Below are 12,284 nucleotides of genomic sequence, written 5' to 3' on the forward strand. Positions count from 1 at the left end.
CGATCATGGGGTTGAAGATCACCGAGCCGCCACCGAACTACGACAAACGGACCAGAACGGGTGAGGTCGGCCGAACCCCCGCGCCGCCCGCGCGCGGCGCGTCCCCTATACGGGCGCGTGAGTGTCAGTGGGGGGTCGTACGGTTGACTCATGCGGCCCGTATCGAAGATCGAACGCACGGTGGCGCCTTTCGAGGTCGTCAGTCCCTACCAGCCCAGCGGCGACCAGCCGACGGCCATCGCCGAGCTGGAGAAGCGCATCCGTGCAGGTGAGAAGGACGTCGTCCTGCTGGGCGCGACCGGCACCGGAAAGTCGGCGACCACCGCCTGGATGATCGAGAAGCTCCAGCGCCCCACCCTGGTGATGGCGCCGAACAAGACGCTCGCCGCCCAGCTGGCGAACGAGTTCCGCGAGCTCCTGCCGAACAACGCGGTCGAGTACTTCGTCTCGTATTACGACTACTACCAGCCCGAGGCTTACGTACCGCAGTCCGACACCTACATCGAGAAGGACTCCTCGATCAACGAGGAGGTGGAGCGGCTGCGCCACTCCGCGACCAACTCGCTGCTCACCCGGCGCGACGTGATCGTCGTCGCCTCCGTGTCCTGCATCTACGGCCTGGGTACCCCACAGGAGTACGTCGACCGGATGGTCTCCCTCAAGGTCGGCGAGGAGATCGACCGGGACCAGCTGCTGCGCCGCTTCGTCGACATCCAGTACACGCGCAACGACCTGGCCTTCACCCGCGGCACCTTCCGGGTGCGCGGCGACACCATCGAGATCTTCCCGGTCTACGAGGAACTGGCCGTCCGCATCGAGATGTTCGGCGACGAGATCGAGGCCCTCTCCACCCTGCACCCGCTGACCGGCGAGGTCATCAGCGAGGACCGCGAGCTCTACGTCTTCCCCGCCAGCCACTACGTCGCCGGACCCGAGCGCATGGAGAAGGCGGTCCGCGGCATCGAGGCCGAGCTGGCCGAGCGCCTCGCCGAGCTGGAGAAGCAGGGCAAGATGCTGGAAGCCCAGCGGCTGCGCATGCGCACCACCTACGACCTGGAGATGATGCGCCAGATCGGGTCCTGCTCCGGCATCGAGAACTACTCGCTGCACATGGACGACCGCGAGCCCGGCTCCGCGCCCAACACCCTCATCGACTACTTCCCCGAGGACTTCCTCCTCGTCATCGACGAGTCGCACGTCACGGTGCCCCAGATCGGCGCGATGTACGAGGGCGACGCCTCGCGCAAGCGGACCCTGGTCGACCACGGCTTCCGGCTGCCGTCCGCGCTCGACAACCGACCGCTGAAGTGGGAGGAGTTCCTGGAGCGGGTCGGCCAGACCGTCTACCTGTCGGCCACTCCCGGCAAGTACGAGCTCTCCCGCGGCGACGGCTTCGTCGAGCAGATCATCCGCCCCACCGGCCTCATCGACCCCGAGGTCGTCGTCAAGCCCACCGAGGGCCAGATCGACGACCTGGTCCACGAGATCCGGCAGCGGGTGGAGAAGGACGAGCGCGTCCTGGTCACCACCCTCACCAAGAAGATGGCCGAGGACCTCACCGACTACTTCCTGGAGCTCGGCATCCAGGTCCGCTACCTGCACAGCGACGTGGACACCCTGCGCCGCATCGAGCTGCTGCGCGAGCTGCGGTCCGGCGAGTACGACGTCCTCGTCGGCATCAACCTGCTGCGCGAGGGCCTCGACCTGCCCGAGGTCTCGCTCGTGGCGATCCTGGACGCCGACAAGCAGGGCTTCCTGCGCTCCGGCACCTCGCTCATCCAGACCATCGGCCGCGCCGCGCGCAACGTCTCAGGCCAGGTCCACATGTACGCGGACAGCATCACCCCGGCGATGGCGCAGGCCATCGACGAGACCAACCGGCGCCGGGAGAAGCAGGTCGCCTACAACACGGCCAACGGGATCGACCCGCAGCCGCTGCGCAAGAAGATCAACGACATCGTCGCCACGATCGCCCGCGAGGAACTCGACACCGAGGAGCTCCTCGGCACCGGCTACCGGCAGACGAAGGACGGCAAGGCCCTCAAGGCGCCGGTGCCCGCCCTGGGCGGAAAGGCCGGCCAGGCGGCAAAGGCCGGAAAGGGTGCGAAGGCGGCCAAGGGCGGCAAGCCGGCCGAGGTGCTCACCGACCGTCCGGCCGCCGAACTGGCCGCGCTGATCGAGCAGATGACCGAGCGCATGCGCGGTGCGGCCGCCGAGCTCCAGTTCGAGGTCGCCGCCCGGATCCGCGACGAGGTGGGCGAGTTGAAGAAGGAGCTGCGGCAGATGAAGGAAGCGGGCCTCGCCTGACCCGGAGGGTGTCAGTAGGGTTGGGTCACAGCCGCAGGTACATGCTGCGCGCCCGTCCAATGGGACGGGCCATGGGAGAGGGGACGACGCGTGACGGTCAACATGACCAAGGGACAGGCCATCAGTCTGCAGAAGTCGGACGGGGGGACGCTGACCGCGGTCCGGATGGGCCTCGGCTGGCAGGCGGCGAAGCGCCGCGGGCTCTTCGGTTCGCGGACCCGGGAGATCGACCTGGATGCCTCGGCGGTGCTCTTCGCCGACAAGCAGCCGGTGGACGTCGTCTTCTTCCGGCACCTGCAGAGCGACGACGGCTCGGTCAAGCACACCGGTGACAACCTGGTCGGCGGCGCCGGCCAGGGCGGGGACGACGAGTCGATCCTCGTCGACCTGCAGCGCGTGCCGGTGCACATCGACCAGATCGTCTTCACGGTGAACTCCTTCACCGGCCAGACGTTCCAGGAGGTGGAGAACGCGTTCTGCCGCATCGTCGACGAGACCAACGGCCAGGAACTGGCCCGTTACACCCTCGACGGCGGCGGCCAGTACACCGCGCAGATCATGGCGAAGGTGTCGCGCGTGGGCGGTGGCTGGCAGATGACGGCCCTGGGCAACCCGGCCAACGGCCGGACCTTCCAGGACCTGATGCCGGCGATCCTGCCGCACCTGTAAAGCGAAGAGGAACGGGGGAGACGGGACGATGGCGGCCGAACTGGTCCGAGGGCAGAACCATGCCCTGTCCGAACACCAGGTGCGGATCACGGTCTCGGCGGGCACACCGGTGCTCGCTCTGGCCACGCTCGGGAACGAGCAGGGCGCGGTGACCGGTCCGGACGGGATCGCGCACCCCGGTGCGCGCGCCCTGCCGGGGGTGGAGGCGCCCGACGGGTCCGCCTCCTCGCACCGGTTCGCCGTCGACCTCGACGCGGTGGCCGCCGAGGTGCACCGGGTCGGCGTCCTGCTCTCCCTTCCCCCGGGCGGTCCGGCCCGCTTCGGCGCCGTCGCGGCCTCGCACGTCGCCGTCGCGGGCGCGGACGGCACCGAGCTGGCCGAGTACACCCTGACCGGGCTGGACGCCGAGACCGCCGTGGTGGCCGTGGAGCTCTACCGGCGCCAAGGCGCCTGGAAGGTCCGCGCCGTCGGCCAGGGGTACGCGGACGGTCTCGCGGCCCTGTTCGCCGACCACGGGCTCGCCGCCCCCGCCGCCACCGAGCTGGCCGCTCGTGTGCACGCGAGCGTGGCGGCCCCGGTGGCGTCCGACCCGGTGCCCGTCGCCCCCGACCCGGTGCCGGTCTCCGGCGTCCCGTATCCGGGTACGCCGGGCCCCGCGCCCGCGCAGACGCCGCCCCCGGCCGACGCCACCGGCGCCGCGGCCGCCACCGGCGACACCACGATCAACTACGCCCACCCGCGCCGCCGCACCACCACCCAGCCGCCCGAACCCGCCCCGCAGCCGGCCCCGTCGCAGCAGCCGGGCGAGTTCCCGACGCCCGTCGCGGGCGACGCCAGCGGCTGGTCCATGGAGGAGCGCCTGTACAACCAGGTCTGGGGCATGTTCGAGGACCTGGCCCGCGCGGTCGCCGCCTACCGCAGCGCCGTGGACTTCGCCGACTCCCGCCTGGACCGCGAGCTCGACGAGGCACTGTCCGACCCCCGACACCGCATCGGCGGCTCCGGCAACGCCGCCCGGGACACCGCGCGGGCCCGTCGCGACGAGCTCGTCGCCCAGGCCCAGGCCGTCCTCGACCGGGACCTCACGCAGCTGGTCGCCGAGTCCGAGGTGGTCGAGCCGGCGCTGCCGGCCGCGTACGCGCGCTGGGACAACCCCGTCTGGCACACCGGCCGCTCCGCCGGGCTGCCCGAGGAGCCCCCGCTGGCCCTGCGCCTGGGCGACCTGTACCTGCCCGAGCGGCCCGCCCTGCGGATCCCCATGCTGGTCCGGGTCCCGCTGGAGCGCGGGCTGTGGATCGACAACGGCCGCACCGGCTCCGAGGCCGCGATGGCCACGGACGCCGACAAGCTGCGCCGGGCCGCCATGGACATGGCCGTCGCCTACGCGGTACGGCTGCTCGCGGTGCACCCCGCCGACCGGTATTCCGTGCACGTCATCGACGCCGCCGGGGCCGGATCCGCCTCCCTGGCGCCGCTGGTGCGCGCCGGAGTGCTGGCAGCGCCGCCCGCCGCCGGGGCCGCGGGGGTCACCGAGACGCTGGCGAAGCTGACCCGGCGCGTGGACCTCGTACAGATGGCCCTGCGGGCCGGCGCCCCCGAGGACCTGCCGCCGGACGTGGACACGGCCGACCAGCTGCTGATCGTGCACGACTTCCCGCACGGGTTCGACGACCGGGCCGTCACCCAATTGCGCTATCTCGCCGACGAGGGGTCGGCGGTGGGCGTGCACCTGCTGATGGTCGCGGACCGTGACGAGGCCTCGGCCTACGGGCCCCTGCTCGACCCGCTGTGGCGCTCGCTGATGCGGGTGTCTCCCGTTCCCGACGACCACCTCGCCGATCCGTGGGTGCACCACCAGTGGACCTTCGAGCCGAACCTTCCGCCGCAGGGCAGCAGGGTCATCGAAGAGGTGCTGGAGCGGGTGGCGGCCGCCCGGTGGAGCGGCCGATGACCTTTCACTGACCGATCCTTGGTGTTCCCTTTACCAAAGCCCCCTTCCGCCGGTACCCTGGTGCCTGCGGAGGGGAGTATTCCTGCTTTCCTGCTACGACGTGCCCGTCAATACGGACAGTGACCTGTCCCGGGGCGTCGGCCCACGGCCTCCAGGCCGCCCGGGTGGAAGAGACCTCCGGCAGCGATGACGCTGACGAAGTGCTGAGCCATCTGCCGGAGGCGTGTTAGACGTGGAAGTTTCCTGGACCCTGTGGGCCGCGACCATTCTTGGTCTGTCCCTCCTCATCGGCGCCGATTTCTTCATCGGCCGCAAACCGCACGACGTATCGATCAAGGAAGCGGGCACCTGGACGGTCGTCTGGATCGCCCTCGCCGGACTCTTCGGCCTCGGCCTGTGGTTCTTCGGCAATGGGCAGGCCTCCCAGGAGTTCTTCGCCGGTTTCATCACCGAGAAGTCCCTGAGCGTCGACAACCTCTTCGTCTTCGTCCTGATCATGGCGAAGTTCGCGGTGCCCTCCCACCTCCAGCAGCGCGTACTGCTCGTCGGTGTGCTGATCGCCCTGGTGCTGCGCGCGATATTCATCGCGGCCGGCGCCGCGATCATCGCCAGCTTCTCCTGGGTCTTCTACATCTTCGGCGCGTTCCTGATCTACACCGCGTGGAAGCTGATCCAGGAGGCCCGCAAGGACGAGGACGAGGAGGAGTTCGAGGAGAACCGTCTCCTCAAGTCCGTCGAGAAGAAGTTCGGCGTCGCCGACCAGTACCACGGCACCAAGCTCTTCATCGTGAACAACGGCAAGCGCGTACTGACCCCGCTGATGGTCGTCATGCTCGCCATCGGCACCACCGACGTGCTGTTCGCCCTGGACTCGATCCCCGCGATCTTCGGCCTGACCCAGGACCCGTACATCGTCTTCACGGCCAACGCCTTCGCGCTGATGGGTCTGCGCCAGCTGTACTTCCTCATCGGCGGCCTGCTCGAGAAGCTGGTCCACCTCAGCTACGGCCTGTCGATCATCCTGGGCTTCATCGGCATCAAGCTGGTGCTGCACGCCCTGCACGAGTCCGGCGTACACGTCCCGGAGATCTCGATCCCGGTCTCCCTGGGCGTCATCTGCGGTGTCCTGGTCATCACCACGATCACCAGCCTGATGGCCTCCAGGAAGCAGGCGGCGGCCGAAGCCGCCGCCCGCCCGGAGAGCATCGACGCCTGAGCCCTTGAGGGCTACGCGGGGGCGGCCGCTTCGGCCGCCCCCGTCTCCGTACCCGCGTCCGCGCCCGCCCGCTTCCCCACGACCACCGGATTGGTCTCCGGCAGCAGCGCGAAGCAGCCCAGGCTGACCAGGGCGATCCCGCTCAGGTACACCGCGACGCCCCACGGCGGACCGGAGCCGTCCGCCAGCGCCGTCGCCACGATCGGGGTCAGCGCCCCGCCCAGCACACCGCCCAGGTTGTAGCCGACGGCCGCGCCCGTGCAGCGGATCCGCGGGTCGTACAGCTCCGGCAGGTACGCGCCCACCACCGCGAACATCGTCACCATGCCCAGCAGCGCCCCGACGAAGCCGAGCGTCATCAGTAGCGGATCGGCCGTGCGCAGGAGCGCCACCAGCGGGAACATCCACAGCGTGCAGGCCGTGGCGCCGGCCAGGCACAGCGGCCGCCGCCCGAAGCGGTCGCCGGCCACCGCCAGCAGCGGGGTCACCAGGCCCATGAGCGCGACCGCGGCCATGATGCAGGCCAGCACCGCAGTGCGGCTGACGCCGAGCTGCCCGGTGGCGTACGCGAGGGACCAGGTGGTGACCGCGTAGAAGACGGCGTACCCCACGCCGAGCGCCCCGCCGGTCAGCAGGAGCAGCCGCCAGTGCCCGCGCACCACCTCGGAGAGGGGGGCCTCGGCCCGGCGGCCGGTCTCGGTCAGCGCCCGGAACTGCGGGGTCTCCTCCACCGAGCGGCGCAGCCACAGCCCGGCCAGCGCCAGCAGCCCGGCCACCCAGAAGGGCACCCGCCAGCCCCACGAGGTGAACTGCGCTTCGCTCAGCGAGGCCGACAGCGCCAGGATCATTCCGTTGGCGAGCAGGAATCCCACCGGCGGGCCGATCTGCGGGAAGCTCGACCACAGGCCGCGCCGCCGCTCGGGCGCGTGCTCGGCGGTCAGCAGCACCGCGCCGCCCCACTCGCCGCCGAGCCCGAGGCCCTGGAGGAAGCGCAGCAGGAGCAGGAGTACCGGCGCCGCCACGCCGATCGAGGCGTACGTCGGCACGCAGCCCACCGCCACCGTCGCGAGGCCGGTGAGCAACAGGGAGCCGAGCAGCACCGGGCGCCGGCCGTGGCGGTCGCCGATGTGGCCGAAGACCGCGGAGCCGAGCGGGCGCGCGAGGAAGCCGACGCCGAAGGTGCCGAAGGCGGCGAGCGTTCCGGCGAGCGGGGAGAAGGCGGGGAAGAAGAGCGGGCCGAGCACGAGGGCGGCGGCCGTTCCGTAGACGAAGAAGTCGTAGAACTCGATCGCGGTGCCGGCCAGGGAGGCCGAGGCGAGCCGCAGCATGCCGGGTCCGGCGGGTGTGGCGGGTGTGGCGGTTCGGGGAAGCGCGGTGGGGGAGGGGTCTTGTTGCATGGTGCAGCAACTACCCCTTCCCCGCCGCCCGGGACGTGCGTTCGGTCGGGGACGACCGGAAGGAGTGCACCGCGTGGCGGAGTTGACGCGGTGCGGGGGCTTTTCGCCGGGCTCTACCAGCCGCGCTCGCGCCATTCGGCGAGGTGCGGCCGCTCGGCGCCGAGGGTGGTGTCGTTGCCGTGACCGGGGTAGACCCAGGCCTCGTCCGGCAGCTGCTCGAAGAGCTTGTGCTGCACGTCGTCGATCAGGCTGGCGAAGGCCTTCGGGTCGCCCCAGGTGTTGCCGACGCCGCCGGGGAAGAGGCAGTCCCCGGTGAAGACGTGGGCGTGCCCGTGCGGGTCGTCGTAGATCAGGGCGATCGAGCCGGGCGTGTGGCCGACCAGGTGCCGGGCGGTCAGGGTGACCCGTCCGACGGTGATCGTGTCCCCGTCCTGGACCATGACGTCCGTGGGGACGGGGATGCCCTCCGCGTCGTGGGCGCCGGCGTAGGTCCGCGCGCCGGTGGCGTCGACGACCCGCTGGAGCGCGCCCCAGTGGTCGCCGTGCCGGTGCGTGGTGACGACGGACGCGATGCCGTCGTCGCCGATCAGGTGCAGCAGCGTGTCCGGCTCGGCCGCCGCGTCGATCAGGAGCTGCTCGTCGGTGGCCCGGCAGCGCAGCAGGTAGGCGTTGTTGTTCATCGAGCCCACCGCGACCTTGGAAATCATCAGGTCCGCGAGCTCGTGCACGTCGGCCGGACCGCCGACCTTGACCTCTCCGGTGTACGTCATGAGTCGATCCTAGAGCGGGGGGAGCTCGGGAAGGCCGTCGCCCGCCTCGACGGCGAGGTGGGCGCCCTTGGGGCCGCGCCCGGCCAGCCAGCCCAGCAGCTCGGCGGCGGGGCCGCCGAGGGTCACGGGGGTGCCCTCGGAGCCGCCCGTGTGCCAGACCCGCTCGCCGTCGGACAGGGTCACCGGCGGGACCTCCGGGCGCCCGGACCAGCGGTCGGCGAGGAAGGCGATCTCGCGCTCGGTGAACTCGTCCGGGAGGTCGTCGAGCTCGTAGCCGATGTTCAGGTCGACGTGGTGCAGGTCGACCTCGACCCAGCGGCGGAACGGCACGTTCGAGGCCAGGTCGGTGACGCCGCCCCGCAGCTCGACGGTGCGGGACCAGTCCTGGTCGGTCTCGGTGGTGGCGAGGAAGCGGGCCGCGGAATCGCGGAGGTCCGTCAGTTGTTCTTCCAGGGGCCGGACGGCGTCGCGCTCGATGTCCGCGTCGCGGGCGGTGGCGCTCTCGTACATCGGGCGGCCCTCGAAGACGTTGACGAGGGCGTCCGCGTTGCGCGAGAGGTGGGCCAGGATGTGTCCGCGGGTCCAGCCGGGGAGGTGTGACTCCTCGGCCAGTGCGGCGTTGTCCAGCTTCGCGACCGCGGTCAGCAGTCGGTCCGTGGCTTCACGTACAGATCGCAGGTCGTGCACATGATCAGTCATGACGGCGAGCCTAGTGGCTGAGGGGCTCCCGCCACACGATCGGGTGAAGAGGTCGGAGGAGTGCCGTAAATCGAATGTGCGTGCTATACGCTCGAAGTCCAAGACAGCATCTCCATCGCAGAGGCGCCCCCCATACCCTGGGACGGGGACCTGTGCCCCCGCTCTCTCAAGAAAGGTGCGGACCGGCGTGACCGACCGTCTCATCGTTCGTGGCGCTCGCGAGCACAACCTGAAGAACGTCTCGCTCGACCTGCCCCGCGACTCGCTCATCGTCTTCACCGGACTGTCCGGGTCGGGCAAGTCCTCCCTGGCCTTCGACACGATCTTCGCCGAGGGCCAGCGCCGCTACGTCGAGTCGCTCTCGTCCTACGCCCGCCAGTTCCTCGGGCAGATGGACAAGCCCGACGTGGACTTCATCGAGGGCCTCTCCCCGGCCGTCTCGATCGACCAGAAGTCGACCTCGCGCAACCCGCGCTCGACCGTCGGCACGATCACCGAGGTCTACGACTACCTGCGCCTGCTCTTCGCCCGCATCGGCAAGCCGCACTGCCCCGAGTGCCGGCGCCCGATCTCCCGCCAGTCGCCGCAGGCCATCGTCGACAAGGTGCTCGCCCTCCCCGAGGGCAGCCGCTTCCAGGTGCTCTCGCCGCTGGTGCGCGAGCGCAAGGGCGAGTTCGTCGACCTCTTCTCCGACCTCCAGACCAAGGGCTACAGCAGGGCCCGGGTGGACGGCGAGACCATCCAGCTCTCCGAGCCGCCCACGCTGAAGAAGCAGGAGAAGCACACGATCGAGGTGGTCGTCGACCGCCTCACCGTCAAGGACAGCGCCAAGCGCCGCCTCACCGACTCGGTGGAGACCGCCCTCGGCCTCTCGGGCGGCATGGTCATCCTGGACTTCGTCGACCTCGCCGAGGACGACCCCGAGCGTGAGCGGATGTACTCCGAGCACCTCTACTGCCCGTACGACGACCTGTCCTTCGAGGAGCTGGAGCCGCGCTCCTTCTCCTTCAACTCGCCCTTCGGCGCCTGCCCCGACTGCACGGGCATCGGTACGCGCATGGAGGTGGACCCGGAGCTGATCGTTCCGGACGAGGACAAGTCCCTGGACGAGGGCGCGGTCTCGCCGTGGTCCCTCGGCCACACCAAGGACTACTTCCAGCGGCTGGTCGGCGCGCTCGCCGGGGAGCTCGGCTTCCGCACGGACATCCCGTGGGCCGGGCTGCCGGCCCGGGCCAAGAAGGCCCTGCTCCACGGCCACAAGACGCAGATCGAGGTCCGCTACCGCAACCGGTACGGGCGCGAGCGCGCCTACACCACGGCCTTCGAGGGCGCCGTGCCCTTCGTCAAGCGGCGGCACTCCGAGTCCGAGAGCGACGCCAGCCGCGAGCGCTTCGAGGGCTACATGCGGGAGGTGCCCTGCCCGACCTGTGAGGGGACCCGCCTCAAGCCGATCGTGCTTGCCGTGACGGTGATGGAGAAGTCCATCGCCGAGGTCGCCGCGATGTCGATCAGCGAGTGCGCGGACTTCCTCGGTCGGCTGCGGCTCGACGCCCGGGACAAGAAGATCGCCGAGCGGGTCCTGAAGGAGGTCAACGAGCGGCTCCGCTTCCTCGTCGACGTCGGCCTGGACTACCTCTCGCTGAACCGCGCCGCCGGCACCCTTTCGGGCGGCGAGGCCCAGCGCATCCGTCTGGCCACGCAGATCGGCTCCGGTCTCGTCGGCGTGCTCTACGTACTGGACGAGCCCTCCATCGGCCTGCACCAGCGCGACAACCACCGGCTGATCGAGACCCTGGTGCGGCTGCGGGACATGGGCAACACGCTCATCGTCGTCGAGCACGACGAGGACACCATCAAGGTGGCCGACTGGGTCGTGGACATCGGCCCGGGCGCGGGCGAGCACGGCGGCAAGGTGGTGCACAGCGGCTCTCTGAAGGAGCTGCTGAAGAACACCGAGTCGATGACCGGGCAGTACCTGTCCGGCAAGAAGTCCATCGCGATCCCGGACGTCCGCCGGCCGGTGAACGGGGAGCGCAGGCTCACCGTCCACGGCGCCCGCGAGAACAACCTGCGCGACATCGACGTGTCCTTCCCGCTGGGCGTGCTCACGGCCGTGACCGGCGTATCGGGCTCGGGCAAGTCGACGCTGGTCAACGACATCCTCTACACGCACCTGGCGCGCGAGCTGAACGGCGCCCGCTCGGTGCCGGGGCGGCACACGCGGGTAGACGGGGACGAGCTCGTCGACAAGGTCGTGCACGTCGACCAGTCGCCGATCGGCCGGACCCCGCGGTCCAACCCGGCCACGTACACCGGTGTCTTCGACCACGTGCGCAAGCTCTTCGCGGAGACGATGGAGGCGAAGGTGCGCGGCTACCTGCCGGGCCGCTTCTCCTTCAACGTGAAGGGCGGCCGGTGCGAGAACTGCTCCGGCGACGGCACGATCAAGATCGAGATGAACTTCCTGCCGGACGTCTACGTCCCTTGCGAGGTCTGCCACGGCGACCGGTACAACCGGGAGACGCTGGAGGTCCACTACAAGGGCAAGTCCATCGCGGAAGTCCTGAACATGCCGATCGAGGAGGCGCTGGACTTCTTCGAGGCGGTACCGACGATCGCCCGACACCTGCGGACGCTGACCGAGGTCGGGCTCGGGTACGTGCGGCTCGGGCAGTCCGCGCCGACGCTGTCGGGTGGTGAGGCGCAGCGCGTGAAGCTGGCCTCCGAGCTGCAGAAGCGGTCGACGGGTCGGACGGTGTACGTGCTGGACGAGCCGACGACGGGTCTGCACTTCGAGGACATCTCGAAGCTGATCAAGGTCCTGTCGGGGCTGGTGGACAAGGGCAACTCGGTGATCGTCATCGAGCACAACCTGGACGTCATCAAGACCGCGGACTGGGTCATCGACATGGGTCCGGAGGGTGGTTACGGCGGCGGCCTCGTCGTCGCCGAGGGCACGCCGGAGCAGGTCGCGTCGGTGGGGGCGAGCCACACCGGCAAGTTCCTGCGGGACATCCTGGGGGCGGACCGCATCTCCGACGGGGCTGCGCCGGCGGTGGTCGGCCAGCGGAAGGCTCCGGCCAAGAAGGCCGCCGCCGCCAAGAAGGCCGCCCCGGCGAAGAAGACGACTGCGCGGGCCCGCAAGGCGTAGCCGTTCGTCTGCGGCGCGCCACTGCCGGGGCTCTGCCCCGGACCCCGCTCCTCAAGGTCAACGTGAACCAGCGCTACGCCACGGACGGCAGCGGCCGCGCGGTGTTCGCGGGCGCCTGCGAGCG

At 70.3% G+C, this 12,284-nt stretch carries 8 protein-coding genes; 5 read left to right on the forward strand and 3 right to left on the reverse strand.

Annotation, left to right across the window (positions count from 1 at the left end; all coding sequences use genetic code 11):
- Positions 1–150: 150 nt before the first annotated feature.
- The 4 genes from uvrB (at position 151) to ACIQ5Y_RS19400 (ending at position 6,143) form a co-directional block, all read left to right on the forward strand.
- Positions 151–2,307 (forward strand): excinuclease ABC subunit UvrB, encoded by a 2,157-nt coding sequence (gene uvrB / locus ACIQ5Y_RS19385; RefSeq protein WP_403881455.1) that lies wholly within the window; start codon positions 151–153, stop codon positions 2,305–2,307.
- A 90-nt stretch (positions 2,308–2,397) separates the two neighbouring features.
- Positions 2,398–2,976, forward strand: coding sequence for a TerD family protein (locus ACIQ5Y_RS19390; protein WP_403881458.1), 579 nt, complete (start codon positions 2,398–2,400; stop codon positions 2,974–2,976).
- Positions 2,977–3,004: 28 nt separating this feature from the next.
- Positions 3,005–4,927, forward strand: coding sequence for a TerD family protein (locus ACIQ5Y_RS19395; RefSeq protein ID WP_403881461.1), 1,923 nt, complete (start codon positions 3,005–3,007; stop codon positions 4,925–4,927).
- Between the two features lie 232 nt (positions 4,928–5,159).
- On the forward strand, positions 5,160–6,143 hold the full coding sequence (locus ACIQ5Y_RS19400; protein ID WP_403881464.1) for a TerC family protein: 984 nt from the start codon (positions 5,160–5,162) through the stop codon (positions 6,141–6,143).
- A gap of 11 nt (positions 6,144–6,154) precedes the next feature.
- Here ACIQ5Y_RS19400 and ACIQ5Y_RS19405 read toward each other — a convergent pair whose 3' ends face one another.
- The 3 genes from ACIQ5Y_RS19405 to ACIQ5Y_RS19415 form a co-directional block, all read right to left on the reverse strand.
- Positions 6,155–7,471, reverse strand: a complete 1,317-nt coding sequence (locus tag ACIQ5Y_RS19405) for an MFS transporter (protein ID WP_403881491.1) — start codon at positions 7,469–7,471, stop codon at positions 6,155–6,157.
- A 182-nt stretch (positions 7,472–7,653) separates the two neighbouring features.
- Positions 7,654–8,310: an MBL fold metallo-hydrolase gene (locus tag ACIQ5Y_RS19410; RefSeq protein WP_403881467.1), complete on the reverse strand. Its 657-nt coding sequence runs from the start codon at positions 8,308–8,310 to the stop codon at positions 7,654–7,656.
- Positions 8,311–8,319: 9 nt separating this feature from the next.
- Positions 8,320–9,009: a maleylpyruvate isomerase family mycothiol-dependent enzyme gene (locus ACIQ5Y_RS19415; protein WP_403881470.1), complete on the reverse strand. Its 690-nt coding sequence runs from the start codon at positions 9,007–9,009 to the stop codon at positions 8,320–8,322.
- Between the two features lie 187 nt (positions 9,010–9,196).
- Between ACIQ5Y_RS19415 and uvrA the strand changes: the two genes are divergently transcribed.
- Positions 9,197–12,160: an excinuclease ABC subunit UvrA gene (gene uvrA, locus ACIQ5Y_RS19420; RefSeq protein WP_403881473.1), complete on the forward strand. Its 2,964-nt coding sequence runs from the start codon at positions 9,197–9,199 to the stop codon at positions 12,158–12,160.
- The last annotated feature ends 124 nt before the right edge of the window (positions 12,161–12,284 follow it).

Origin of the sequence: Streptomyces sp. NPDC096339 (assembly GCF_044762985.1) — a bacterium.
GTDB lineage: Bacteria > Actinomycetota > Actinomycetes > Streptomycetales > Streptomycetaceae > Streptomyces.